Genomic DNA, 26545 nt, shown 5'->3' on the forward strand with positions numbered 1-26545 from the left:
ACCTCGCCGGCTTCAAAGTCCCCAAATACATCGTCGTCACCGACACCCTCCCCAAAAACCCCAGCGGCAAAATCCTCAAACGCGAACTACGTGGCCTCTACGGCCACCTCGCCGCCGAGTGATCTCGGGGGCGACCCGTTCCACCATTGATCAAGGAGCACGTGTTGCAGTACTCAAGCGTCGGCCGCTCGGGCCTCAAGGTGTCGTCCCTCGGGCTGGGGTGCAACAACTTCGGCATGAAGATCGTCCAGGCCGCCGCGACCGAAGTGGTCGACGCCGCCCTGGACGCCGGCATCACCCTGTTCGACACAGCGGACATCTACGCCGAGGGACAGTCCGAGGAACTCCTCGGCAAGGCTCTCGGCGGCCGCCGAGACGACGTCGTCATCGCGTCGAAATTCGGGGCCCCCATCGCGCCTGGACCGTACGGTGGCGGGTCGTCGCGGCGACACATCATCCGGGCCTGCGAGGACAGCTTGCGTCGGCTCGGCACGGACTACATCGACCTCTACTACCAGCACTACCCGGACCCGGAAACACCGATCGACGAGACCCTGCACGCGATGGACGATCTGGTACGCGCCGGTAAGGTGCGCTACACGGCCGCATCCAACCTGGCCGCCTGGCAGCTCGCGGACGCCGTCCACGTGGGACGCGCCAACAATCTCGGGCAGTTCGTCGCCGTCCAGGCCGAATGGAACCTCCTCACGCGCGACGCCGAGCGGGAACTCGTACCCGCCGCCGCTCAGTTCGGTGTCGGCGTCATCCCCTACTTCCCGCTGGCGTCGGGGCTGCTGACCGGCAAGTACCGGCAAGGCGCCGACTATCCCGAGGGCTCGCGGCTCGCTTCGCTGCCGTACTTCACCTCCGTGGCCACACCGCAGAACTTCGCGGCCGTCGAGCGCCTGCGCAAGGTGGCCGACAAGGCGGGCCTCACCATGGTGGGAGCCGCGCTCTCGTGGCTCGCCGCGCAGCCGACAGTGCCGTCCGTACTCGTAGGCGCCACGTCCGCCGCGCAGGTCGCCGCCAATGCCGAGGCGCTCACCGAGCTGACGCCGGACCTGCTCGCCGCCATCGAATCGGCCGCCGCGGGTTCCTGAACCGCGTTGGTCGCCCGTGCAGGGGGCGGGCGACCAACGCCTTCGCTTTGTTCAGAGCCGCTCGGCCTCAAGAGTGTTGCGCCACACAGCTGTCAGGGTGTCGAGCATCGCGGAACGCTCGCGCGTCCAGCGGCCCGCCATCCAGGACGGCATGAACGTCCCCAGCTGCGTGATCAGCAGGTAGGCACGGCGCTTTCCTTCTGGCTTCGAGAAGTGCGCCCAGCGCTCGGGCGGCGTCATGAGCAATGCCACGAACTTGGTCACGTGGTCCTGGTGTTGGCGACGAAGCGTGTGCGGCAGCTGTTCCGCGAAGATACCCAGCGCCTTGCGATTCACTTCGCCTTCGCTGAGGTACGCTTCGAGCCAAGCCCGAATTGTCGCATGTGACCAGTCGGGTAGCTCCCCGAATGCGGCAAACTTTGCTTCGGTGTCCGCCCAGATGCGGTCGGCCAGCGCGCCGACGATGTCGGGTTTGCCGGTGAAGTGCAGGTAGAACGTTGCTCGGGCCGCCCCGGCCTCGGCCACGATGTCGTCGACCGTAGTGGCCTCATAGCCCTTTGTCTCGAACAGGTTGCTCGCCGCTGCGATCAGCCGCTGGCGCGTGTAGATCTTCTGCCGGGCGCGCATGTCCAGGCTCGGCGAGCGTCCCTTGGACTCGGACGATGGGTGGGTCGAGGCAGGCATACCGCCAGCGTACGGTCCCGACGAGACACGTGTCTTGATGTTGCATCCATTCACTGGTCACCGTGTCTGCCCGGTGCACCTTCTGGCAGGCGGGGAGCCGTGAGTGCCGTGCGCACGACATCACAGCAGTAGTCCAGCGCTGCCGAGCATGCCGACACCTGCGCGTAGTACGACAGGAAGCCGTGGCACAGGCCCTCGAACGAATGGAAGGTCACCGGGACGCCGGCCGCCTCGAGCGCCTTGGCGTATGCCACCGCGTCGTCGTGCCCGTGGTCGTAGCCCGGCGCCACGATGAGCGCCGGGGGCAGGCCCTCAAGAGTCTCGGCGTGCAGTGGGGAGATGTACGGCTCACGAAGATCCGTACCATCGGCATACATCCGCCACATGGCTCGGGCGTTCGACACGGAGAGCAACGGCCCCTCGGCGAACGTTGTCCATGACTCGCGTTCTGATACCCCGTCAAGGCCTGGGTACGCCATCCACTGCATCGAGAAGCGTGGTCCACCGCGGTCCCGGGCGAGCAGACAGACCGCCGCCGCGAGGTTGCCACCGGCGCTGTCCCCGCCGACGGCCACCCGGTTCGGGTCTCCACCTACCTGGCGAGCGTTCTCCACGACCCAAGTCGCCGCCGCATAGAAGTCCTCCAGGGGAGCCGGAAACGGATGCTCGGGCGCAAGGCGGTAGTCCACGGCGACGACAACCACTCCCGCACGGTTGGCGATCTCCCGGCAGAGCGCGTCGTGCGTCTCCAGGTCACACATGACCCACCCGCCGCCATGCGCGAAAACCAAGACGGGGAAGCCCGCGCCTGGTCCAGGCTTGTACACCCGAATGGGCACCGGTCCTACAGGTCCCGGGATCGCGCGGTCGACGATCGTGTGCACCGCGGGTCGCGGTTGCCCGGTCATCCCCGCGACGGCGCGTGCCCTGGTCGTGGCGAGGGTCTCTGCGGTGACCTGCCCGGACGCCGGGGTCGCTTGCATGATCGCAGCGAGTTCCGGCGGGAGCAGAGGGTAGCGGGGATCGGATGCGACGAACACGGCAGCTCCTCACGCACAAGCTCTGGGTTCGAACCACGGAGCATCAACTGACTGGACATTATGTCCACAGTGTCCGGTCGGCCTGAGCACGCGGGCGTCAGCCTGAAACAGGCTCCACCACAGGCATTGTGACGTCCACGTGTTTAGCGTAACGTCCACGCTAAATCTGGGTTGCAGGAGGGATTCCGCCGTGATCGTCTATGACGTCGACTCTCATTTCGAACCGGCGCCGGATTGGCTCGACGCCTTCCCCTCGCTCAAGCGGCGGCTGCCCGATCTCCTTCCGGAGCACGAGCCGGAGTTCGCGCTCCGCAGCCCCGAGCACTTCGCGTACTTCGTCTCCGACGGGATCCGTCCGTTTGCCCCGTCGTCCGAACGCGTACCCCTGGACCGGCTGGTGACGCCGTTCCTTCGCGCGATGTACCCCGAGGACGGCCCGGCGACCATCAACGGTCACTGCCAACACCCTTCGGTCGACGGCGACGCGAGGATCGCGGCGCTCGACGCCCAGGGCATAGCCCTGCAGAACGTCATCAGCGGCGCCGGGTACACGCTCATGGCCTGCCTGCGCGATCCCGCGCTCGCCCGCGACACCGCGTGGGCGCTCAATACCCATCTCAGTGAAGCGCTGTCGGCACACCGGGACCGACTCCTGCCGGTGACGGTGACGCATTTCGACGACCTCGACTGGGTGGTCTCCGAGATGGCGCGGATGCGCGCGCTCGGCAGCCGCGCCTTCCACGTCACCACCGAATTCAGCAACAACATCCCGCCGTACCACCCCGAGTTCGACAAGGTCTGGTCGGCGGCGACGGACCTGGGCATGGTCGCGGTGCTCCACGTCGGGATGATGCCGCCGCGCTATCACCCCGCGTACGCCAACACCCAGGACCCGGCGCTGATCACGCGGATGAGCACCAGTCAGTCCTTCCAGGCCGCCCAGGTCTACCTGAACGCGCTGGTCTTCGGCGGCGTGTTCGAACGCCATCCCGCGTTGACCGTCCTGCTGTGCGAGACCGGCATCGACTGGCTGCCGTTCGCGGTCGCCAACATGGACGGGCGGGCGGCGCCCGGCTCGGCCGCCCTGCTCGGTCCGTACGAACTGCCCCTGAAGCCCAGCGAATACGTGCAACGCAACGTCCGCGTCAGTCCGCTGCCCCAGGCCGCCCAATCCCCCGTCGACCTGTTCGAGAGCCTTCCCGATGTCGCGGTCTTCTCCTCCGACATGCCGCATTTTGAAGGCAGCCTGGCACCCGTCGAATTCTGGCGCGGCGAACTTTCGGACGTCGGAAGCGACGCCTGGGAGCAGTTTGTGGGCGGGAGCATGGCGGAGGCGTACGCACGGATGGGCGACCCGCTGCGCAATCCCGTGGCGACCGCCTGATGACCGCAACCAGTAGCGCCCGTTCGGCGCCGCCGACGGAGCTGTCTGCGGCGGACCGTCTGGAGATCGCCGAACTGCCCGCGAAGTTCTGCCACTTCTCCGACTACGCCGAGTACGAGCGGTTTTCCGAGGTCTTCACCGACGACGTGGTGACCGAACTCGTCGGCGTGGGCGAGTACAACGGTCTCGCAGCGCAGATCCTGCACGCCCGCGACACCGGGATTTGGACCGCGGGTCACGCCTGGCACGTGGTGACGAACATGTGGATCCGACCGACGCCGGAAGGCGCTGCCGTGCACTACTACATGCTCGGCATGATCCGGACCGGCGCGGGGGACAGCGGCAGGGTCAACACCACGGGGCGATTCGTCGACCACGTCGTGCGTACTCCTGGCGGATGGCGCATTCGACGGCGCGAGTTCACGATGGATCGCCCCGCGACCCCGCCCGACCTGGCTTGACCCCGGCGCCGGGTGTGGAATGTCCGATCGGCGCGTCAACTCCGCCGATGCGCCGATCGGACTCCCCGAAGTACTACGCCGGCGAGGGGTTACTGAAAAGCGGGTTCATCGGGCCCTTGCGGCCCCGCTTCGACGCGCGGCCCGCCCCGCCCCCCTTGGGACTCAGCGCCTCGACCGCGGCGATGGTGGACTCGATGACCACGTCATCCAGGCGTCCGAACGCGGCCGGCAACGCGTCGAGGATCGGCGCCACACGTACCTGTTCGTCCGCACTCGCCTTGTCGAGAGCTTGGCGCAGTGTCGGGAGCATGTCGGACATCGGCCTCCTCTTACTGGCCAGGGTGGCCTGCCCGACGATGGTCGTGCCGATGAGCGTGATCGCCAAAGCCAGATCCTGCTCGCCCAGGGACAACGGCTCGAGCATCTCCGTCAAGAGGACGAAGGACGGCAGCCACGCCGGTTGGCGTGTAGAGGCGATGTAGGGCAGCAGCTGCGGGTAGGGCCGCAGGTACTCCATGCTCATGGTCATCCAGTTGCGCAGTTGCTCCCGCCACGACGCGCCGACGGGCGGCTCGAAGCTCATACCCGTCGCGACGCGGTCCGCGACCGCGTGCAACAGGTCGTCGCGGTCCGGGAAATACCGGTACAAGGCCATCGGCGCCGAGTCCGCGGCCTCCGCCACCCGCTTGATGGTCAGTGGAGTGGCCGGGTCCTCGTAGACCAACGCAACCGCGGCGTCGACGATCTGGTCGCGGGACAGGCGTGCCGGACGACCGCGCCCACGTGTGGGAGCGCTTCCTGATACCTGAGTCATCCTTCGTCCCTTTCACCGCGCCGCATCGGTGCGGACCGCGTGTGACCTCAGGTACGCGCCCCGACGGCCGCATCGCCGCGCGCAACAGGTCAGTGGAAGATCATCGGCGCGGTGGGACGCGGCGACGCGGCCGGTCCCGCGGTGAAGCCACCGTCCACATAGTAGTCGGCGCCGGTGATGTACGAGGCGCCGGGCGAGGCGAGGAACGCCACCATGTGCGCGATCTCGTCGACTTCCCCCGCCCTGCCGAGCGGGAGCCCGCCGAACCGGGTGTCCTGTTCGGCGCCGCTGCGGTCCCCGGGCAGCATCGCGGTGCGGATCGGCCCCGGCACCAGGGCGTTGACCCGAATTCCGGCGGGCCCCAACTCAAGCGCCGCGGTGCGGGTGAGTCCGCGTACCCCCCATTTGGAGGCCGAGTAGGCGGAGGCCCACGCCTGGCCCTGGACTCCGCTGGCCGAGGCCACGTTGATGATTGCTCCTCCCCCCGCGGAACGCATCGTCGGGGCGACGGCGCGGATGCCGAGGAACGTGCCCACGAGGTTGATGTCGAGGATGCGGCGGAAGGCGTCGGGGGATTCGTCTTCGATGGCCACCAGGCGCATGGCGGCGGCGTTGTTGACCAGGACATCCAGTCGGCCGAACCGGGACACGGCCGCCTCGACCGCCGCCGTCCAGTCCATCTCGTCGCTGACGTCGTGGCGCACGTACGCCGCGCGGTCACCCAGCTCCGCGGCCAGCTCCGCCACCGCATCCTTCTGGATGTCGGCCAGCAACACCCGGGCACCGCACCGCGCGAACATACGCGCCTCTGCGGCTCCTTGCCCTTGAGCGGCACCGGTGATCAGCGCGACGCGGCCGTCAAGGTCGTACATGTCTGGCTCCTCTGATCCGAGTACACAACGGAACGGGTTCTGCATCTCTAAGTCGGTACGTGCCACTGCAGTTCGATGTGCAGGCCGAACGCCGGAAGCCCGCAGGCAAGTACGTTCGTATGCACGAAGACCTGCATCCCACTGCGGACTCCTCGTTTTACGTACGCGTTACACTTATAGACGATCTCCCTTCGATGGGCCAGACATGCGCATCGCCGAGGCCGCCCGGCAGCGCGACCCGCCGACGCCACGGCGTCGTGGCGACCACGTTGGCGGCTGCCACGCAAAGTCCGGACAGGGCAGCTCCTGAAGCGCCCTTCATTTTGCGTATTACATATGTTAATTTCTCGGCGCCCTCGGGGTCGTCGGCATCAACGCCGACCGCACATCTGGCTTGTCCCGGTAGCCCTTCCGGGGCGCGAAATCTCCCTGAACACGCGACGCGTACGACCCCCGCCGGTCCGCGGCGGGCGCCTCGTGCGCCGCCGAGAAGAGGATCCATGGCCGGCAACGAACGCACCACGGAACCACCGGACGACAGAAGCACCGGAACGGCGGGTGTCGACCGCCTGGACGGCGCGTCCACGCGACGGATCATCTCCGTCGCCGCGGTCATCATCCTGTTCGCCGAGGTCGTGCCCCTCCAGTACGCGATGGTCTTGCCGGCGGTGCAGAAGGTCGGCACGACGTGGCCCGAGGTCGGCAGCAACCTGAGCTGGATGGTGATCATCATCGCCCTGGTGGGCGGGGCCACCACCCCGCTCGTCAGCAAGCTCGCCGACCTGTACGGCAAGCGCCGCGTGATGCTCCAGTGCAGCGTCAGCTTCCTGGCCGGCTCGGTCCTGTGCGCCGTGACCGACTCCTGGGCACTGTTCCTGCTCGGCCGGGCGCTGCAGGCAACCGCGTTCGCGATGACCGCGATCGCCGTCGGCCTGATCCGCGACCTACTGCCCCGTCGTCACATCCCGATCGCAGTCGGCGCGCTGGCCGCCGGGTTCGGCTTCTCCGGCATCCTCAGCCCGTTCGTGGGTGGGGCGCTCACCGACCACTACAGCTGGCGCTCGCTGTTCTGGTTCCTGGTCGTATACGGCGCCGTCATCATCCCGCTGATGTGGTTGGTCGTACCGGAAAGCAGCGTTCGCGTGCGCGAGCGCCTCGACTGGCCCGGCGCGATCCTGCTCGGCGGCGGCGTGGCACTCGCCCTGGTGTACCTGAGCAACGGCCAGGTGTGGGGCTGGGGACGCCCGAGCGCCTGGGGCTACCTGGCCGCCGGCGCGGTCGTCCTTGCCCTGTTCGCGGTCTGGGAGACCAAGACGCCTATGCCGATGATGAATCCGCGTCTGCTTCGCTCCCCGAAGGTCTCGATGGTTCTGGCCGTCGGCTTCCTCTCCAACATGGTGATCGGCGGCATCGGCTACATCGTCCCGTACATGGCGCAGACCGACGGCGAAGCCATCAAGAACCAGATCCTGCAGGGCGCCGCGGCCGCCGCCGGCCAACCCGTCGAGGTGATGCGCCAGGCCATCACCTTCCAGGGCGATCTCGGCTACGCCCTCGGGTTCAGCCTGCTCGCGTTCGCCGCGCACATCACCATCGGAATGGCGGTCACCAGCATGGCGGCGGGGCCCGCGGCCGGGCTTTGGGGGCGTCGTTCGGGCCTGCGCAGCCCGCTGATCGCGGGCATGGCGATCATGGCGGGAGCCTCGGCGCTCCTCGCGCTGCGGCACGGCGACTGGGTGACCGTGCTGATCTTCTACGGCATCTACGGCATTGGCTTCGGCTTCTACTACTCGGCGGCCAACAACCTCATCGTCGAGACGGTCCCCGAGCGGGAATCGGCGATCGGCGCGGGCATGCTCGCGGTCGCCCAGTCGTTCGGCGCCGCGGTGGGCACAGCCGCGATCACCGCCATCCTGTCCGCGAACACGTTCCAGATGACGTCCCCCAGTCCGACCGGTCAGGGAACGGTGACGAGCGACATTCCGCAGGTGTACACCGACACCGGCTGGACGATGTCGCTGTGGGCCGTGGCCGCGGCGGGAGCGCTGGGCGCAGTGATCGCCGTACTGATGCGCTCGGGCCGCACCCCGGCCACCGGAGGCAAGGCGCCTGACGCCGATCCCGAGCCCCGCACTCCGGTCGCCGAACCGGCAGCCTGAGGCGGAACACGCACGTGGAGACCGTGCGGCCCGGGCGGCACGCAGCGCGTCGCAGGCCTGGTCGAGCGCGTCCAACGAGGCGGGCACTTGCGCGTACTAGGAGAGGAAGCCGTGCACCGCGCCCTTGACTCAAGGACCTCGATCGTGCCGCCTGCCTTGGTGACCAATCCCGCGTACGCGTGAGCGTCGTCGCGCCCCATGTCGTACTGCGTCGTGACGATCAGCGCGGGCGGCACCCCGGTCAGGTCCGCCGTTCAACGATCTGCGCGCCCGACGAGCAGTTGCCCTTGCCCTGGACCCCGCGGAAATCCCCAAGACCCTCGACAACGGGTACAAGCCCGCGAAGAGCGTCTTCGGCTCGACCGGCGCCTTCACCGACCCGGCGGACACCCAGGCGCCGCAGAACAAGGCCGAGGCGCAGCGCCTGTTCGACGAACTCGCAGCCGAGGGCAAGAAGGTCGACTTCACGTACGTGGTGCCGCAGAACCCGTCCTCGGTCGCGGTCGCGAAGTTCATGCTGAGCCGGCTCAAGGAGTTCCAGAACGTCTCGATGCGGATCGAGCCGCTGGAGATCGGCCGGTACATCGTCAAGTACGCGGTGCAGCGGGACTACCCGGCCGTGCTCACCCAGATCTGGGCCGTCGACCCCGAGCCGATACAACGACAAGGTCACGGGTGTCGAGCACTACAACGCCCGCGTCATCTTCGTGGACCGCCTCGGCTTGAAGTCGTAGCACCGCTGGGAACAGCACGACTTCACCACCGCAGACGCGAAGCGGTGCCGCTCCGAGTCGGAGGGGCACCGCTTCGCGCATGATTTGGCGTCACCCGAGTTCGAGTTGCCAGGTCCAGTGGTACTCCCCGGCACGGAGGCGGTGGTTCGGGTGCGTGTCCGGGCCGACCGCGGCGGTGCCGAGTCCGCGGTGGGCGAGGTCGAGGTGGACGAAAGTCTCAGGGCGCGGCTTGAGTTCCCAGGTGTGCCGCGCGTTCTCCAGATCGGCGGGCTGGAAGTGGGAGACGTTCATCTGCACGGGCCGGTCCGTCGTGACGGTGATGCGCTGGTTCGTCTCGGCGGTGAGGACGAGTTCGGTGACGTCGGCCCGGCCGCCGTTCTCCTGCGGACGCAGGTATGGCACGGCCAGCTCGTCGACCGAGGAAGTGAACCGGCCCAGCAGGCCGGAGCGTTTGCGGTCGGGGTACGCTTCGTGGGGTCCGAGACCCAGCCACGAGGCTTGCTCGAAACCGGGGATCGTGGCGAAGGTGATCCCGAGCCGGGGAATGTCATCCAGCTCGTCGGGGACGACCATCGTCTCGGCGAGCCGGAAGCAGGTATCCGTGACCGCGGTGATGTGCTGGCGGTGTGTGATCGTCGCGCCGTAGGCCGCGGTGTAATGACTGACGAGGGTCGCGGTCGGGCCCGTGACTGTCAGGTCCGCCAGGGTGCGGGTGACGTGGAAGAGCCCGGAGCGAACGGCGCGCCGGTCGAGGGAGGGTGACAGGTCGTTGTCGGTCTGCGCCCGCCACAAGGACAGGGTGGGCGGCGCACTGAGCAAAGGGTGTGTCAGCAACCCTTCTTCGTCGACAGGTACACGGCCCGCGGGGATGCCGACCGTAGGTAGCGCCGCTGGTATGCCCAGCGGCACCTGAAGGCGGACGATCTCCGTACCCTCGACCGCCCAGGGTTCGGCGTCCGCGAGACGTAGCGTCAAGGTGAGCGCGACCGCGTCCGGTTCGACCAGCGCGGCGACCACCGAAGGCGGGAGTTCCACTGCCCCTTCGCTGCCGGGAGGGATCGCCGGAGACGGAAGCGTCACGACGCTTCCGGGGCCGGTGAGGGTTTCGACCTGAAGTTCGACCAACAGGTTCGACAGGTCACGGAAGGCCTGGCGGTTGCGCAGGACCACCCGCCCTTGCTGCGCTTCGGCCCTCGCGGACACCACCCGCACCGGAGCGAAGAGGTGGCGGGCCTCGTAGAGCGCGGGCTGTGGGCTTCCGTCGGCGAAGACCAGGCCGTTGATGCACTGGGTGCCGTCGTTGGGCAGGTCCCCGAGATCGCCGCCGTAGCGGTGGCGGCCATCCCCGTCGGGGTCGAGACCGTGGTCGGCGAACTCCCAGACGAATCCGCCCTGGAGGCCCGGGGTGGATTCGAACAGGTCCCAGTAGTCGGCGAGTCCGCCGGTGGAGTTGCCCTCCGAGTGCGCGTACTCGCACAGGATCACCGGCCGGTCGGCGCGCGGGTGTTCGGCGTACGCCCGGAGGGCGTCCAGAGTGGGGTACATCGGGCAGACCACGTCGGTGGCGCGGTGACCTTCGTGCCAGTCGGCGGCGACCGCCCCTTCGTAGTGCAGCGGGCGCGTCGGGTCGTACGACCGCACCCACCCCGCGGCGGCGTCCTGGTTGACGCCGTAGCCGCTCTCGTTGCCGAGCGACCACATGATCACGCACGCGTGGTTCTTGTCCCGGCGCACCATGCGCGAGACTCGGTCCACGAAGGCGCTCAGGTATCGGGGGTCTTCGCACACTGTGGCGGCGTGGCCGTGCGCCTCGATGTTCGCCTCGTCGACGACGTACAAGCCGTACTCGTCGCACAGGTCCAGGAAGGCGGGGTCATTCGGGTAATGCGAAGTGCGGACCGCGTTGACGTTGAACCGCTTGAGCAACGCCAGTTCCGACGCCATCTGCTCGTGCGAGATCACCCGGCCGGTACGGGGGTTGAAGTCGTGCCGGTTGACGCCCTGGATCCACACGCGGCGGCCGTTGACCAGGAGGTCCCGGCCGCGGATCTCCACCCGCCGGAACCCCACCCTGATCGTGGCTCGCTCGGCGATCTCCCCGCTCGGGGCGACGAGTTCGACGTCCATCGGGTACAAATGCGGGTCTTCCGCGGACCATGGCCGGACGTCGAGGTCCGCGGCATGGAGACGGACGAGCCCTCCCCTGGGCGGGAATGCGCTCTCGTGGACCAGGCGTGCGATCGCCTGCTCCTGGTCCGTCAGCGATGCACCCGCCGGGAAGAGGGTCAACAGGTCGAGCACGCCGTCAGGGACCTGAGACAACGGCGGCTCGTCCGGGTGGTTTCCGGGGCGCTCCCGGGGCGGCACGACCAGCAAGCGCGTCGGAGGAACCGGCGCTTCGGCGGGTTCGGACCGAGCGACGAGGCGCGCACGCACCGTCCATCCCTCGGGGACGGGGCCAAACCGTTCGGCGACGTCCACGGTGACGGAGAGGGCGCCCTTGCCACTCGTCGGGTCGAAGTCGGCAACCGCCTGCAGGTCCGCGAGGTAGGTCGTGCCGGTGGTGTAGATGTACACGGAGCGTGGGATGCCGCCGTGCCACCACTGGTCCTGGTCCTCGATGTAGCTGGCGTCGGACCATTTCACGACGGTGAGTTCGAGCTCGTTGTCGCCGGCGCACAGGTGGTCGGTGACGTCGAACTCCGCCGCCAGGTGCGAGTCCTTGCTCACCCCGACATCCACCCCGTTGAGCCGGACCAGCAGCACGCTTTCCGCCGCGCCGACGTGCAGGACCACACGTCGGTCGGCCCAGTCCCCCGCGGTGAACCGACGGCGGTAGACACCGGTCGGGTTCTCCCGGGGCGGGTGCGGGTACGGCGCGTCGAACGGCATGGCGATGTTCGTGTAGTGCGGCCGATCTTCCGTGCCCTGCATCGTCCACAGCCCGGGAACGTCGATGCTCTGCCATGTGGCGGCGCGTTCCGCCCGGGGACCGGACAGGAGTTGGAAGTCCCAGACCCCGTCGAGGGGCATTCGCTCGGGGTGCGGCACGGCATGCATCGGCAAGCGGTTCACGGACGTCAGTTCGGGCGCGTCCCACGGTTCCTGACCGGCCGATGCACGGATGTGTGTGTTCATTCAGATGGCCTTCACTTGTCGGTGGTCGTTCCCGGCGAGGCCGCGTGGCGGCAGCAATCTCCGCGGGTAGCGCGTGCTAACCACCGGTAGGCTACGATGCCCAAGTAGCGCGCGCAACCATCATGCGCAGCCGCCTACCCCTGCAAGCGAGTTCGGCCGACCGAAGGGCACACCGTGAGCGCTGAATCCGGAAGCTTCTCCTGGGGCGTGGCGGCAACCGGCACGATCGCCGAGCAAGTGGGCGCGATCATCACCCGGCAGCCCGGCATGAGCATCGCGGCGGTGGGCTCGCGGGACCTGGCGAGAGCCGAGAGCCTGGCGTCCAAACTCGGTGCCCCCGCCGCCTATGGGAGCTACGCCGAACTCGTGGGCGACCCCGCTGTGCAGGCCGTCTACGTCGCCACCCCGCACGCCCAGCACCGCTCCGTCGCGGAACTCGCCATCGCCGCCGGCAAGGCGGTCCTCTGCGAAAAACCCCTCACCGCCAGCCTCGCCGAGACCGATGCCCTTGTCGCGCAGGCACGCGCCGCGAAAGTGTTTCTCATGGAGGGGATGTGGATGTGGTTCAACCCGCTGATCCAGAAGGCCCGCTCCATCATCGACAGCGGTGCGCTCGGCGAAGTCCGCACAATCGAGGCCACCTTCGGATTTCCCCAGCCCTACGACCCCACACACCGCCTGTGGGACCCGCAGCGCGGTGGCGGCGCACTGCTGGACCTGGGCATCTATCCGGTGGCTCTGGCGTACCTGCTGCTCGGCGAGCCGACATCGACCACCGTGACCGGCACCCTGTCCGCGAACGACCTCGACGCCCACGCCGAGCTCCATATGACGTGGCCGAACGGAGCCGAAGCCGATCTGCGTACGTCGCTCACCCAATGGCTGCCCATGAGGGGCCGCATCGTCTGCTCCGCGGGCGAAATCGTCATTGCGCCACCGTTCCACGCGGCGACGCGCATCACCGTTTTGCGAGATGGACGCAAAGAGCAGCATCTGATCGACAGTTCGGATGCCGCGTTCGTCGCGCAAGCTTATGAAGTTCGTGATCGAGTGCTGCAAGGCCACACGGAGAGCGCGACTGTGCCCCTGGAAGCCTCGCTCGCGCTCATGCGCATCCTCGAGGACGCCAGGCGCGCCATCGGCGCCTGCGCCTTCGTGTAGCGCGCGAAGCGATCGCGGGGGGTTGGGAGCCGGCGGAGCGATTCGACTGCGCACACCGGGACTTGGACAAAGCAGGCCACGACCAGCCGGGAGACCGCAGCCGACATCCCACGCGACGACGACACGCTGCTGATGGCAGCACCGACGAAGGCGGCCGCGGCCTCTTCCTGGTACCTCAGCTCACCCGCCGCCGGGGCGGCAGATACCGGCAGTCCGGAAAGACCATCTGGGCCGAGCAGCCCCTGGCCGGGGAGCCCTCGCCGACACGCTGAACACCACCGGCATTGGTCCCCGCTCCGTGGCCACTTGCGCGCCTCCGAGAGCGCTCTTGCGAGGCGACTCACGTCGGGCAGGCCGACGTCAGGTGTCGGTCTCACGAGGCGAAAAGTGGTGCCCCCCGCACGGTTAGGGCGCGGGGCAACAGGCAATGCGGACCGCTGCGTTGCCGGCGTACGGGTTAACCGGTGGTCGACTTGCGGGCGACGACGTACGTGTCGAGTTCGGTCCACGTGGACGTCAGGGGGCGACCGTCGGCTTCGTGGAGCGCGACTTCGGCGAGGTAGCGGGCGGCTTCAACCGTGTCCATCCGCACGCTCGAAAGCGGCGGGTAGAACAGCTCGGCCATGGGGCTGTCGTCGTGTCCGATCACCGCCAGGTCCGCGGGGATGCGCAGGCCGGCTGCGATCGCCGCACCCGCCACCGTGGCCGCGACATCGTCGTTGTACGCGACAACCGCGGTAACGCCATCAGCGGCCCATGCGCGCACGGCGTCCGCGGACGAACCGTCGGCGTGGGCGACCGCGCGCACCCCCACCACCTCCATACCCAGGTCCTCGGCGCGCCGCACGGCAGCCTCCGCGCGCGTGCGCTGGAGTTCGAGCATCTGGGAATCGGCGAGCGACGCCAGCGCGATGCGCCGGTGCCCCAACTCGTGCAGATGATCGACCTGCATCCGCGCGCCTTCGGAGACACCAGGCGCCTGGTCGTAGCGTGCCGACTCCCCGGGGCGCGGCACGATGCGCCGCACACCCGCAAGTCGCATGGACGCCACTTCGTCGTCGGTGAAGGTCGTCCATCCGATCACGACGTCCGGGTTCAGGGTCTCCCACAGCGGCGGGGCCCCGCCGGGCCCCCCGGTCTGCGTCACCAGCGCATACCCCGCTTCCGCCAGGACACGGGCGCTCTCGTCGAGCGACGCCTGCAGGCTGGATCCGAGGAGCCGACCGGGCAGAACCAGCAGGATGATCTTGCTGCGCCCACGGGCGAGGTCGGCCGCGGCGCGGTTGGGCTGGTAGCCGAGACGGGCCGCCGCGTCGAGAACGCGGGCGCGCGTGGCGTCCGAGATCTTTTTGCCCGGTGTGTTGTTCAGGACGAAACCCACGGTGGCGCGGGAGACCCCGACCTCCTTGGCGATGTCCACCGCCGTGACACGTCGGGCGGCGGCCAGATCCGGCACTGGGTTCCCCTTCCAAAGCTCGGCGCATGTTGCGCGCGCTACCCGGACATCATAGCCTGCGAGCGAGTAGCGCGCGCTACTTGCGCGGTCGCTCCGGGAAGCCGTCCGGGCGCACGTCTGCCTCGTGTGAAACCCAACCGCAAAGCGCGCATCGAACCACCGAAAGGACCCTCTTGCCGACCATCGACCCCGCCGCCCTGCCCCTTGAGCAAAAGGCAAGAATCCTGACGGGACGGGACCACACGACCAGCCACCCGGTCCGCGAGGCAGACGTCCCGCCCATCGTGCTCGTCGACGGTCCTCATGGGGTCCGGCCACCACAAACCGCCGCAGATCATCTGGGCATCAACGAGAGCCTGCCGGCGACGTGTTTCCCTCCCGCGGTCGCCGTGGGGTCCAGTTGGGACCCCGAGGTGGCCGCCCAGGTCGGTGAGGCGGTCGCGCGCGAGGCTCGGACGTACGGTATCGACGTCGTCCTCGGGCCCGGAGTCAACATCAAGCGCTCGCCGCTCTGCGGTCGCAACTTCGAGTACTACTCGGAAGACCCTTTGTTGTCCGGGGTGTTGGCCAGCGCACATGTGCGAGCCATACAGTCCGCGGGCGTCGGGGCCTCGCTGAAGCACTTCGCAGCGAACAACCAGGAGAACGACCGCGTCCATGTCAGCGCGGACGTCGACGAACGGACGCTGCGCGAGATCTACTTCCCGGCGTTCGAGCGCGTGGTCACGGACGCCAAACCGGCGACGGTCATGTGCTCCTACAACCGCATCAACGGCGTGTTCGCCGCCGAGAACCGCTGGCTGCTGACCGAAGTCCTGCGCGACGAATGGGGGTTCGACGGCCTGGTCATCTCCGACTGGGGCGCGGTGCACGACCGCGTGGCGGCACTCACCGCCGGGATGGACCTGGCCATGCCGATGGACTGGGGTGTCGGTGAGGCAGCGGTGCTCGCGGCCGTCGGTGCGGGCGAGTTGGACGAGTCCGTGGTCGACCGGAGCGTGCGGCGGATCCTTGCCCTTGCGGCAAAGGCGACCGGCGCGGAGGCCACGTCGTCCGGGAACACCGAGGACTTCGACGTCGACGCGCATCACGCCCTCGCCCGGCAACTCGCCACAGAGTGCGCGGTGTTGCTCAAGAACGACGGCGGCACTCTGCCTCTGGCGGCAGACGCGCGGATCGCGGTGATCGGTGCGTTCGCGACCGCCCCGCGCTACCAGGGTGGCGGCAGCTCGCACATCAACGCGACTCGCACGGACGCCGCGCTCGATGCCATCAGGGGGCTCGCGTCGAGCCCGGATGCCGTGCGCTTCGCCCAGGGGTTCACGCTCAAGGGCACCGACGCGGCCCTGCGCGAGGAGGCCGTGGCGGCGGCACGCGAGGCGGATGTGGCCGTGGTGTTCGCCGGCCTGGCGGAGGCGGACGAGTCCGAGGGATACGACCGCGAGACGATCGACCTGCCCGCTGCCCAGGTCGAGGTGATACGCGCCGTCGCGGCGGCAGCCCGTCGCACGGTCGTGGTCCTCTCCAACGGCGGCGTGGTCTCGCTCGAAGGCTGGCACGACGACGTCGACGCGATCCTCGAAGGGTGGCTGCTCGGCCAGGCCGGCGGCGGCGCGCTCGCCGACCTGCTGTTCGGAGCGGCGAATCCGTCCGGACGGCTCGCCGAATCGATCCCCTTCCGCCTGGCGGACAACCCGTCGTACCTGAACTTCCCCGGCGAGCTGGGGCACGTGCGGTACGGCGAAGGCGTCATGGTGGGGTACCGCCACTACACCAGCATTGCGTTGCCGGTCCGCTACCCGTTCGGCCACGGCCTGAGCTACACCACCTTTGCAACCGACCATTTGGAGGCCACCCTGACCGGCGACGACACCGCCGAAGTCGCCGTGACCGTCACCAACACCGGCACCCGCGCCGGCAAGCACGTCGTCCAGGTGTACGTCGCCACCTGCGCCGGCCCGGTCCGCAGGCCAGCCCGCGAGCTACGCGCCTTCACCAAGGTCGCCCTGGAACCGGGCGAGTCGCGGCGCGTGACGTTCACGCTCGACCGACGGGCGTTCGCCTATTACAACGTCGAGCAGTCGGGATGGGCTGTCGCCGGCGGCGAGTACACCATCCAGATCGCCGACAACGCCGTCGATGTCACGGCGGAGGCCGTACTCACTCTTCCTGGCGACGCACCGGAGGCGCAGCCCCTCACGATCGAGTCCTCGCTCGGCGAGTGGTTCGCCCATCCGGTCGTCGGCCCGGAACTCACCGCCCGGCTCAGCGCGGCCGCCCCGGCCCCCAAGGACGAGGAAGAGGCCGAGGAGAACGCCCGGCTGCTGCGCATGGCCGCTCCCATGCCGATGAGCCAGTTCTTCCTGTACGCCCCGCTCTCCGACGACGACCGCAACCACCTGCTCACCCTCGCGGACGCATCCGCACCCTCGTAGGCCGACTGCACCCTCGCGGACGGCCCGGCGCGACTTCGCCCTGAGTACACCCGCGACAAGTTGCACCTCAACGGGGCCGGGTATGCCGCCTGGACCGACGAACCAAGGCCGCACGTCGTCGCGTTCGCCGGGCAGCGCAACGGTGCGCCGCTCCACGGATCCGCGCTGTCGTGCGCGCCTCACCGTCCGACCTGACCAACCTCGCCGGCCGCCGGCCCGACCAACGAAGGCCCCTTTATGACTGAGACCACCCGTCCCGTGGACGACGCCGCCGTCAAGGCCGCCACGCTGACGCTTGAACAGCAGGCGTCTCTGACCTCAGGCGAGGACGTCTGGCACTTCCAAGGGATCGAGGAAGCAGGCATCGCCCCGGTGATGGTCTCCGACGGCCCCCACGGGCTGCGTCGCGAACCCGACGACAACCAGATGAACATCGGCAACAGCGCGCCCGCCACCTGCTTCCCGCCCGCCGTGACACTGGCCTGCACGTGGGACACCGACCTGTTGCGGCGCGTCGGTGAAGCACTTGGTCGCGAGACACGCGCGGCCGGGGTGTCGGTTCTGCTCGGGCCCGGTGTGAACATCAAGCGCCACCCACTGTGCGGACGCAACTTCGAGTACTTCTCCGAAGATCCGTTCCTCGCCGGGCGACTCGGCGCGGCGTATGTGCACGGAGTGCAGTCCCAAGGGGTGGGCACCTCGGTAAAGCACTTCGCGGCCAACAACCAGGAGACCGACCGGCAGCAGATCAGCGCCGACATCGACGAGCGCACGCTGCGGGAGATCTACCTCGCCGCGTTCGAGCACATCGTCAAGGACGCCCGACCGGCGACCGTCATGGCCGCCTACAACAAGATCAACGGGACCTACGCCACCGAGAACACCTGGTTGCTCACCCAAGTGCTGCGCGGGGAATGGGGTTTCGAGGGTGTCGTGATGTCCGACTGGGTGGCCGTCGTCGACCGCGTCCGCGCGTTCGCCGCGGGCACGGACGTCGAGATGCCCCCTACCCACAGCGACGAGTTGATCGTGCGCGCGGTCGAGGCGGGGACAGTCGACGCCGAGCAACTTCAGGCCGCCGCCGCCCGGGTGATCCGCCTCGCGGACGCCACGGCAAAGGCACGGGACGAACCCGGCACGTTCGACGAGGACACCCACCACCGGATCGCCCGCGAAGCCGCGGCGGCCGGCGCCGTACTGCTCAAGAACGACGGCGACCTGCTTCCGCTCAACCCGGATGGCGACCACCGCATTGCGGTCATCGGGGAGTTCGCCCGCACCCCCCGCTGCCAGGGGGCAGGCAGCTCCCAGGTGGTACCGACACGGCTTGAGAACGCCCTCGACGCGATCACGGCCCTCGCCGGGGTGGATCGCGTGTCGTTTGCCCCCGGTTTCAGCGTCGACGAGGAGGCCGACGACGAAAGCCGTGCCGCCCTCACCGCCGAAGCCGTACGCGCCGCACGTGAGGCGGAAGTCGCCGTGCTGTTTCTGGGCCTGCCGCCCACCGCCGAATCCGAGGGCTTCGACCGGACCGATTTCGAACTGCCGGCCGATCAGATCCTTCTCCTGGAGGCCGTGCACCAGGTGAACCGGCGTACGGTCGTCGTGCTGTCCAACGGCTCCGCCGTCTCGGTCGCCCCCTGGCAGGCGCATGCGCCTGCGCTGCTGGAGGCGTGGCTGGGCGGCCAGGCCGGCGGGCCGGCCGTCGCCGACCTGCTGTTCGGCCTCGCCAACCCGACCGGTCGACTCGCCGAGACGATCCCGTTGCGCCTCCAGGACGCTCCCTCGTACCTGTTCTTCCCCGGCGGCGAACGGCATGTCCGCTACGGCGAAGGCGTCTACGTCGGTTACCGCCACCACGACACCCTCGACCGGCCCGTGGCCTACCCCTTCGGGCACGGCCTGAGCTACACGACGTTCGAACTCGGAGACGTCGCCGTCGTGCCCGCCGGCGACAACGCCTTTGACGTCACGGTGCCGGTGGCCAATACCGGAGACCGCTCCGGCGCGCAGATCGTGCAGGTCTACGTCCGCGACCTGGAAAGCTCGATCGACCGCCCACTGCACGAGCTCAAGGGCTTCGCGAAAGTCGACCTCGCGCCCGGCGAGACCGGCTCGGCACGCGTGCACCTCGACGAACGCGCCTTCGCCTTCTGGTCGATCGCCGAGAATCGCTGGAAGATCGAGCCTGGTCAGGCCGAGATCCGCGTGGGCTTCTCGTCCCGCGACATCCGTGCCCGCCAACTGGTGGACCTCACGGGGGACACGGTCGCGCCGGCCCTGGACGCGATGTCCACCCTCGACGAGTGGCTCGCGGACCCGGTCGGCGCACAGCTGATGGGCCCGGTGATCGCCCCGTACCTCGAACCGGGTGAAGGCAAGCCGGAGAACATCCGCGAAGTGCTCGGGGCCATGCCCCTGACGAAGATCGCCAACTTCGGCGGTCCCCTCACCCACGACCACGTCGACGCGCTCGTCGCCGAGCACCGCAAGGCCACCGCATCCATCGCCTGAATCCGGGGCAGTTCGCGGCGCCCAGTCCGAGCGAGACGACGGGGGCGCCGCACCTCGCATACAGAGAAATCGCCCCCGTCCTGCACCCCACCTGACGGCACTTGAAGGAGTAGACCATGCCGTTCACCCCCGTCCCCGACCGTTTCGCCGGCAAGACCGCCCTCGTCACCGGCGCGGCCTCCGGCATCGGCCGGGCCACGACGCTGAGGCTGGCCGCCGAAGGCGCCCACGTCTTCGCGTTGGACATCGCCGCCGACCGCTTGGCGGAGACCTGCGACCTCGCGGCCGAGCTTCCCGGCGAAGTCGTCGGCCGCGTCACCGACGTCGCACAACGACAGGAGTGCTTCGCCGCCGTGGCCGAAGCGGTCGACCGGTACGCACGACTCGACGTTCTCGCCAACGTCGCCGGCGTCGCGCGGGCCGAGCACATGCTCCAGGTCTCGGAGGTCGACTATCGGCGGATGATGGCGATCAACACCGACGCCTGCTTCTTCCTGTCCCAGGCGGCCATCCCCCACTTGCTGGAAACCGACGGCAATATCGTGAACGTGGCGTCCAACGCGGGCCTGATGGGCCAGGCCTACACCGTGGCCTACTGCATGTCCAAGGGCGCGCTGGTACAGATGACCCGCTCCCTGGCCTGGGAGTTCATCAAAACCCCGCTGCGTGTCAACGCGATCGCCCCTGGCGGAGTGGAAACGCCTTTGGTCAGCGGCTACCAGATGCCGCCGGACGTCGACTTCGAACTGATGATGCGCTATACGACGCCGCGCCCGATGGCACAAGCCGAGGACGTCGCCGCGCTCCTGTGTTTCGTGGCTTCCGACGAGGCACGCAACATCAACGGGGCCGTACTGTCCACCGACAGCGGCGTCACCGCCGGCTAGGTCGTGTCTTCACTCGCCGTCCGCCGGCAACCCTGCGGAGGTTGCGGCAGGGCATCGGGCGCGTAACACTTACGCAAAATATGTTCGGAACAACCCCCTTTGCCCCACCCCGAGAGAAGACCGCCGCCACCCCCGCGGCGGTCTTCTGTCCTTCTCCCCCACTGGGCGCCACCGGCGGGTCGGCCTCGACCCATGAGGCAACGTCGCAGGTCAGCGGCCTGTCACACCCAAACGTCGCATCGCGTTGACCTGGCTGACCGCCGCACGTGATCAGAACTCCCCGAAAACCTCAAGCCAGATTGGTAGCGCGCGCAACCCATTGCGGCTACGCTCCACACACTCCCTTGTTAACCCGCACGACATGTAAGCCCGAGCAATACGCCGTCATCCAAGCGATTCCACATGGTTTGCGCCGATACGCGGACGAGGCGACATGTCCCGCGCGCCCAAGCCAGGTTCGACCCTCGGCCGACCCACGCCAGAACCTTCAGAACGTCCCATGCGGAGACTCCCATGCTGAAGTGCATCCTCTTTCGGCTCCAGCCCGAACGGCCAGGCTCATGAACGCGCCCTCCAGGCCGGAGCCCGGCATCGACGCCATGCAGGCGCCGACGTCGGCGGCGGGGCTGGCTGCCGGGCTCATCGATGCGGAGGCAGAACGCCGAGAGCGCCAGTCTGAGGCGCAGCGTGAGGTGCTGTTCGCCGACGAACTGCTGCCCGGCGTGGGCGACAGGCAACTCTCCCTTCGCCAGGGTCTGGCCGCGGGTGGGTCGGCCACGTTCATCACCTTGACGGCACTGGCGTCGATGGACGAGTTGGAGTCGGCCGCGCTGGGGGTCCTCGCGCCAGACATCCGGGACGCGTTCGGGATGAGCGACGGCGCGATCGTGTTCATCTCCGCGGCGTCCGGGGCGTTCCTCGTGCTCGGCGCGCTGCCCATGGGCTGGCTCGCGGACCGCTGTCGGCGCAGTCGCGTGGTCGGCTGGGCGGGTGTCGCGTTCGCCGCGATGGTGTTCGCATGCGGCTTGGCGGCCAACGCATTCCTCTTCTTCCTGGCCCGCTTCGGCGTCGGAGTGGCGAAGTCCAGCACCCTCCCGGTGCACGGGTCCATGAACGCGGACACCTACCCGATCGGGGTCCGCGGACGCCTGGCCACGCTCAGTGCCGGGGCCGCGAGAACGGCGGGAGCGCTCAGCCCACTCGCCGTCGGCGGCATAGCCGCCCTGGCGGGCGGGGACGACGGATGGCGCTGGCCGTTCCTCATCCTCGGACTTCCCGCGTTGCTCGTCGCGGTCTGGGCGTTCCGGCTCCCGGAGCCACCGCGCGGGCAGTACGAAATGAAGTCGGTGCTCGGTGAGGTCGTCCAGGACACCAAGCCGATGCCGATCTCCATGGAGGCAGCGTTCGCGCGGCTGATGCAGATCCGCTCGATCAGGGGCGCCATCATCGCGTTCTCCGCCCTCGGGTTCAGCCTCTTCTCCGGCGGGGTGCTCGCGAACCTGTGGGCCGAGGACCACTTCCACATGTCCACGTTCGAGCGTGGGTTGATGGGCTCGATCGGCGGCGCATCTATGCTCGTGGCGCTCCCGTTCGCGGGCCCCTGGTACGACCGCCTCTACCGGCGCGACCCGGCACGCGCGATGGCGCTGCTGGGATTCCTGATCCTTCCCGGTGCGGTGCTCATGCCAATCCAGTGGTTCATGCCGAACGGCTGGGCGTTCATGCTCGCCGGAATCCCCGCCACGATCCTGTCGTCGGTCACCTTCGCCATGGTCGGCCCGGTATTGCAGTCGGTGGTCCCCTACCGGCTGCGCGGCATGGGCGCGGCGCTGTCGGCGATCTACATCTTCTTCATCGGCGCCACCGGCGGCGCTCTGCTCGCCGGGCTCATCAGCAATGCGTACGACCCGCGCGTGGCCACGCTCGTGGTGGGCGTTCCCTCCACGTTGGTCGGCGGGTACCTGCTGGTTCGCAGCTCGCACTTCATCAAGAACGACCTGTCGCTGGTGGTTCAGGAGCTCCGTGAGGAACTGGAGGAGCGCGACCGGCAGTTGGAGGACCCGGAGAACATTCCGGTGCTCCAGGTCCGCAACGTGGACTTCTCCTACGGCCACGTCCAGGTGCTGTTCGACGTCGAGTTCGATGTCAAACGGGGCGAGACGCTGGCCCTGCTGGGCACCAACGGCGCGGGCAAGTCGACCATTCTGAAAGCTATTTGCGGCCTCGGGACCCCGTCTCGCGGGGTGGTCCGGTTGAACGGCCGCACGATCACGTACGTGGCCCCCGAGCAGCGCGGCCGGTACGGCATCCACCTGCTGCCCGGCGGCAAGGGCGTGTTCCCGGACATGACCATCCGGGAGAACCTGGAGATGGCCGCGTTCCGCTTCCGGAAGGACGCGGCACATCGCGACGAACGGTTCACCTACGTCCTGGGCCTTTTCCCCGACTTGGCCGACCGGCAGAAGCAGCAGGCCGGGTCGTTGTCCGGTGGCCAGCAGCAGATGCTGGCGCTGGCGATGGTGTTGATGCACGAACCCGAGGTGCTGCTGATCGACGAACTCTCGCTCGGGCTGGCGCCGGTGGTCGTGCAGGACCTCCTGGCGACCATCGAACGCCTCAAGGCCGACGGGCTCACCATCGTCATCGTCGAGCAGTCGCTGAACATCGCCCTCGCGATCGCCGACCGTGCGGTGTTCCTGGAGAAGGGCCAGGTCCGCTTCACCGGACCCGCCCGTGAACTCGCCGAACGCGACGACCTCGCCCGCGCGGTCTTCCTCGGCAAGGAAGGCGGCTGACCAGCATGGAAATGCCAACGCTGCAACTGCTGTTCGACGGCGCCGTCACTGGACTGGTGATCGGCCTCCTCGCGATGGGCATTGTGCTTGTCCACCGCTCCACCCGCGTCATCAACTTCGCGGTCGCCAACATGGGCCTGGTCGGCTCGGTGCTCTTCGCGCTCCTGGTGGTGCGTTGGGACGTCCCGTATTGGCTCGCTCTCATCGTGTCGCTGGCGGTCGGGGCGCTGTTCGGCGCGATCGTCGACCTGGTCGTCGTACGGAGGCTGTTCACGGCGCCGCGCGTCATCGTGCTGGTCGCCACCATCGGCGTGGCGCAGCTCGCGCTCACCGTCGTCACCGCGTACCCGGATTTGGACGACTACACCACGGAGTCGTACCCGGTGCCCTGGACGGGCACGTGGTCCCCGGTCGACGACCTGCAGATCAGCGGCGCTCAGCTGAGCGTCCTGGTCACGGTGCCGATCGCGGCGATCGTGCTGGGTTGGTTCCTCGGCGGCACCGTACTGGGCAAGACCGTCAAGGCCTCCGCGGGCAATCCGGAACTGGCGCGCTTGAACGGCATCAGTCCCAAGGTCGTTTCCACCGCGGTCTGGGCCATCGCGGGACTGCTCGGCACGCTGTGCCTGATATTGATATCCGCGCAGACCAAGTCCCTCACGCAGATAGCCACTTTGGGACCGACCACTTTGCTGCGCGCACTCGCGGCGGCGGTGATCGCCCGCATGGTCTCCTTTCGCATCGCCCTGCTCGCAGGTGTCGGGCTCGGTCTGCTCCAGTCCTTCGTGCAGTTCAACTGGCTCGACCAACCTGGCCTGAGCGACATGACCGTCCTGGTCATCGTCCTGGTCGCGGTGTTCTTCGTCAGCCGCGGCCGGGACACCGAAGCTTCGTCGTTCTCGTTCGCGCCAAAGGTCAAGCCCGTCCCCGCACGGCTGCGCGGGGTGTGGTGGGTCCGGAACCTGGAGCGCGGAGGGTTTCTGGTCCTGGGCCTGATCGCGATCGTCCTCCCGCTGATGGTGACCCAGCCGTCCCGGCATCTGCTCTACACGGTGATCCTCGGGTACGCGATCTGCGCCGCGTCGGTGACGATCCTGACCGGCTGGGCAGGCCAGCTCTCCCTCGGGCAAATGGCGTTCGCCGGCCTGGGCGCATTGACGGCCGCGTCCCTGAACCGCGGGTTGCGCATCGACATCGGCGACACCACGTACAGCTTCCGCGGACTGGTGTTCCCGGTAGCGGTTCTGGTGGCCTGTTTGTTCACCGCGGGGCTCGCGGCGCTGGTCGGCGCGGGCGCGCTGCGTGTACGCGGACTCCTGCTCGCGGTCAGCACTTTCGCGTTCGCCGTCGCCGCCGAGCAGTACCTGTACCGCCGCGACGTGTTCCACGACGAGGGGCGGACCACCGCGTCATTCCCACGCAGCACGGTCTTCGGACTCGATGTATCGAGCCAACGAGCTTACTACTACATGGTGTTGGTCGTACTTGTTGTCGTGTTGCTGGTGGTGGCGCGACTCCGCAAGTCCGGCATCGGACGAACCACCATCGGCGTACGCGACAACCCGGCCACGGCGGCGGCGTACACCGTGGGCGCCACCCGCGTGAAGCTCCAGACGTTCGCGCTTGCCGGCGGTATCGCCGGGTTGGGCGGCGCGCTGCTCGCGGGCGCCGTGCAGACGGTGCCGTACGCCGACAAGTACTTCCTCAGTGCCGACTCGCTGACGCTGGTGTCGATCGTGGTGATCGGCGGCCTGGGCTCGGTGTCCGGCTCGGTGCTCGGATCCCTGTGGGTCATCGGCCTGCCGTCGTTCATGCCGGGCAACGAGCTGGTGCCGCTGTTGACGTCGAGCCTCGGCCTTTTGATCCTCCTGCTGTATTTCCCCGGCGGCCTGGTCCAGATCGGCTACAGCGCACGAGACGCCCTCCTCGCGTGGGCCGACACGAAGCTCGGTCCCGCCCAGGCGGTCAAGGTCGCGACCGCACCGCCGATGGTGCTCACGCGGTCCGAGCACGAGCCACTGCCGGACGACAAGCCGATCCTGGCCACGTCGAACGTCCAGGTGCGGTTCGGCGGCCGGGCGGCGGTCGACGGCGTGACCATCGAGGTACGGGCGAACGAGATCGTCGGCTTGATCGGCACCAACGGCGCGGGCAAGTCCACGCTGATGAACGCCGTGGGCGGGTTCGTCCCGGCCGAGGGCGGCGTCGAACTACTCGGCAAGGACGTGTCGGGGCGGGCTCCGGCCGCCCGGGCCCGGATGGGGTTGGGCCGGACCTTCCAAGCCGCGACTCTCTTCCCGGAACTGACGGTCCGCGAGACCGTGCAGATCGCCCTCGAAGCACGCGGCCGAACCGGAATGCTGTCCACCGCGTTTCACCTCCCGCACACCTTCAAGCGAGAGCGCGCCAAGCGCTCCGAAGCTGACGACCTGATCGGCTTCCTCGGACTGGGCCGCTACGCCGACGCGTTCATCGGCGACCTGTCCACCGGCACCCGCCGTATCGTCGAACTCGCCGGCCTGCTGGCCCTCGACGCACGGATGCTGTGCCTGGACGAGCCCACCGCCGGTGTCGCCCAGCGCGAGACCGAGGCCTTCGGCCCCCTCATTCAGGAGATCCGCCGTGAACTCGGCGCTTCCATGCTCGTCATCGAACACGACATGCCGTTGATCATGGGCATCTCCGACCGCGTCTACTGCCTGGAAACGGGCCGCATCATCGCCGCCGGAGCACCGAACGAAGTACGCGACGACCCCAAGGTCGTGGCCAGCTACCTCGGCACCGACGAACGCGCCATCGAACGCAGCGGCACCGCGCCGATCACCCCCGGCCCCGGCCCGACCCCTGCGGACACCACCGTGCCCGCCTGACCCGGCCACCCGCGAGCCCGTACCTCTTCTCCGTCCTTGCG

General features: G+C 68.5%; 17 protein-coding genes. 11 read left to right on the plus strand and 6 right to left on the minus strand.

Features of this window, described 5'->3' with window-relative positions:
• Nucleotides 1-164: 164 nt before the first annotated feature.
• Nucleotides 165-1100: an aldo/keto reductase gene (locus ACWD12_RS34275; RefSeq protein ID WP_450102856.1), complete on the plus strand. Its 936-nt coding sequence runs from the start codon at nucleotides 165-167 to the stop codon at nucleotides 1098-1100.
• A gap of 51 nt (nucleotides 1101-1151) precedes the next feature.
• On the opposite strand, the gene ACWD12_RS34280 is transcribed toward ACWD12_RS34275, so the two are convergent.
• Together ACWD12_RS34280 and ACWD12_RS34285 are read right to left on the minus strand one after the other, a co-directional pair.
• Nucleotides 1152-1784, minus strand: coding sequence for a TetR/AcrR family transcriptional regulator (locus ACWD12_RS34280; RefSeq protein ID WP_450102857.1), 633 nt, complete (start codon nucleotides 1782-1784; stop codon nucleotides 1152-1154).
• 50 nt (nucleotides 1785-1834) lie between these two features.
• Entirely contained in the window at nucleotides 1835-2767 is a 933-nt protein-coding gene (locus ACWD12_RS34285; RefSeq protein WP_450102933.1) for an alpha/beta hydrolase, read from the minus strand.
• A 247-nt stretch (nucleotides 2768-3014) separates the two neighbouring features.
• Between ACWD12_RS34285 and ACWD12_RS34290 the strand changes: the two genes are divergently transcribed.
• The gene (locus ACWD12_RS34290) at nucleotides 3015-4208 is read left to right on the plus strand and encodes an amidohydrolase family protein (RefSeq protein ID WP_450102858.1); all 1194 of its coding nucleotides are present in this window, start codon (nucleotides 3015-3017) and stop codon (nucleotides 4206-4208) included.
• Nucleotides 4208-4669, plus strand: a complete 462-nt coding sequence (locus ACWD12_RS34295; RefSeq protein WP_450102859.1) for a nuclear transport factor 2 family protein — start codon at nucleotides 4208-4210, stop codon at nucleotides 4667-4669. The genes ACWD12_RS34290 and ACWD12_RS34295 overlap by 1 nt, the downstream gene beginning before the upstream one ends.
• Nucleotides 4670-4742: 73 nt before the next feature.
• On the opposite strand, the gene ACWD12_RS34300 is transcribed toward ACWD12_RS34295, so the two are convergent.
• The gene (locus ACWD12_RS34300) at nucleotides 4743-5483 is read right to left on the minus strand and encodes a TetR/AcrR family transcriptional regulator (RefSeq protein WP_450102860.1); all 741 of its coding nucleotides are present in this window, start codon (nucleotides 5481-5483) and stop codon (nucleotides 4743-4745) included.
• 89 nt (nucleotides 5484-5572) lie between these two features.
• Nucleotides 5573-6355 (minus strand): SDR family NAD(P)-dependent oxidoreductase, encoded by a 783-nt coding sequence (locus tag ACWD12_RS34305; protein WP_450102861.1) that lies wholly within the window; start codon nucleotides 6353-6355, stop codon nucleotides 5573-5575.
• Between the two features lie 500 nt (nucleotides 6356-6855).
• On the opposite strand from ACWD12_RS34305, the gene ACWD12_RS34310 reads away from it, so the two are divergent.
• Complete coding sequence (locus tag ACWD12_RS34310; RefSeq protein WP_450102862.1) at nucleotides 6856-8514, plus strand: MFS transporter; 1659 nt, start codon at nucleotides 6856-6858, stop codon at nucleotides 8512-8514.
• A 292-nt stretch (nucleotides 8515-8806) separates the two neighbouring features.
• Entirely contained in the window at nucleotides 8807-9331 is a 525-nt protein-coding gene (locus ACWD12_RS34315) for a hypothetical protein (RefSeq protein ID WP_450102934.1), read from the plus strand.
• A 7-nt stretch (nucleotides 9332-9338) separates the two neighbouring features.
• Here the strand turns inward: ACWD12_RS34315 and ACWD12_RS34320 are convergent, their stop codons facing one another.
• Complete coding sequence (locus ACWD12_RS34320) at nucleotides 9339-12281, minus strand: glycoside hydrolase family 2 TIM barrel-domain containing protein (protein WP_450102863.1); 2943 nt, start codon at nucleotides 12279-12281, stop codon at nucleotides 9339-9341.
• A 279-nt stretch (nucleotides 12282-12560) separates the two neighbouring features.
• Here ACWD12_RS34320 and ACWD12_RS34325 point away from each other — a divergent pair, with 279 nt between their 5' ends.
• Nucleotides 12561-13547, plus strand: a complete 987-nt coding sequence (locus ACWD12_RS34325; RefSeq protein ID WP_450102864.1) for a Gfo/Idh/MocA family protein — start codon at nucleotides 12561-12563, stop codon at nucleotides 13545-13547.
• A 457-nt stretch (nucleotides 13548-14004) separates the two neighbouring features.
• Here ACWD12_RS34325 and ACWD12_RS34330 read toward each other — a convergent pair whose 3' ends face one another.
• Nucleotides 14005-15003: a LacI family DNA-binding transcriptional regulator gene (locus ACWD12_RS34330; protein WP_450102865.1), complete on the minus strand. Its 999-nt coding sequence runs from the start codon at nucleotides 15001-15003 to the stop codon at nucleotides 14005-14007.
• A 173-nt stretch (nucleotides 15004-15176) separates the two neighbouring features.
• On the opposite strand from ACWD12_RS34330, the gene ACWD12_RS34335 reads away from it, so the two are divergent.
• From ACWD12_RS34335 to ACWD12_RS34355, 5 genes are all read left to right on the plus strand, one after another.
• Nucleotides 15177-17438, plus strand: coding sequence for a glycoside hydrolase family 3 C-terminal domain-containing protein (locus ACWD12_RS34335; RefSeq protein WP_450102866.1), 2262 nt, complete (start codon nucleotides 15177-15179; stop codon nucleotides 17436-17438).
• Nucleotides 17439-17675: 237 nt separating this feature from the next.
• A complete protein-coding gene (locus ACWD12_RS34340; protein ID WP_450102867.1) occupies nucleotides 17676-19952 on the plus strand; it encodes a beta-glucosidase in 2277 nt (758 codons plus the stop codon).
• 116 nt (nucleotides 19953-20068) lie between these two features.
• Nucleotides 20069-20839, plus strand: coding sequence for an SDR family NAD(P)-dependent oxidoreductase (locus ACWD12_RS34345; protein ID WP_450102868.1), 771 nt, complete (start codon nucleotides 20069-20071; stop codon nucleotides 20837-20839).
• A 560-nt stretch (nucleotides 20840-21399) separates the two neighbouring features.
• Nucleotides 21400-23634, plus strand: coding sequence for an MFS transporter (locus ACWD12_RS34350; RefSeq protein ID WP_450102869.1), 2235 nt, complete (start codon nucleotides 21400-21402; stop codon nucleotides 23632-23634).
• Between the two features lie 5 nt (nucleotides 23635-23639).
• Nucleotides 23640-26504: an ABC transporter permease subunit gene (locus tag ACWD12_RS34355; protein WP_450102870.1), complete on the plus strand. Its 2865-nt coding sequence runs from the start codon at nucleotides 23640-23642 to the stop codon at nucleotides 26502-26504.
• Nucleotides 26505-26545: the final 41 nt, after the last annotated feature.

Source organism: Streptodolium elevatio (assembly GCF_053592165.1).

Excerpts from the sequence above, each read along its gene's own strand:
- ACWD12_RS34340 (WP_450102867.1), top strand. The coding sequence starts at position 17,676 with ATGACTGAGACCACCCGTCCCGTGGACGACGCCGCCGTCAAGGCCGCC.
- ACWD12_RS34320 (WP_450102863.1), bottom strand. The coding sequence starts at position 12,281 with ATGCCCCTCGACGGGGTCTGGGACTTCCAACTCCTGTCCGGTCCCCGG.
- ACWD12_RS34280 (WP_450102857.1), bottom strand. The coding sequence starts at position 1,784 with ATGCCTGCCTCGACCCACCCATCGTCCGAGTCCAAGGGACGCTCGCCG.
- ACWD12_RS34350 (WP_450102869.1), top strand. The coding sequence starts at position 21,400 with ATGAACGCGCCCTCCAGGCCGGAGCCCGGCATCGACGCCATGCAGGCG.
- ACWD12_RS34285 (WP_450102933.1), bottom strand. The coding sequence starts at position 2,767 with ATGCAAGCGACCCCGGCGTCCGGGCAGGTCACCGCAGAGACCCTCGCC.
- ACWD12_RS34310 (WP_450102862.1), top strand. The coding sequence starts at position 6,856 with ATGGCCGGCAACGAACGCACCACGGAACCACCGGACGACAGAAGCACC.
- ACWD12_RS34295 (WP_450102859.1), top strand. The coding sequence starts at position 4,208 with ATGACCGCAACCAGTAGCGCCCGTTCGGCGCCGCCGACGGAGCTGTCT.
- ACWD12_RS34300 (WP_450102860.1), bottom strand. The coding sequence starts at position 5,483 with ATGACTCAGGTATCAGGAAGCGCTCCCACACGTGGGCGCGGTCGTCCG.
- ACWD12_RS34345 (WP_450102868.1), top strand. The coding sequence starts at position 20,069 with ATGCCGTTCACCCCCGTCCCCGACCGTTTCGCCGGCAAGACCGCCCTC.
- ACWD12_RS34355 (WP_450102870.1), top strand. The coding sequence starts at position 23,640 with ATGGAAATGCCAACGCTGCAACTGCTGTTCGACGGCGCCGTCACTGGA.
- ACWD12_RS34305 (WP_450102861.1), bottom strand. The coding sequence starts at position 6,355 with ATGTACGACCTTGACGGCCGCGTCGCGCTGATCACCGGTGCCGCTCAA.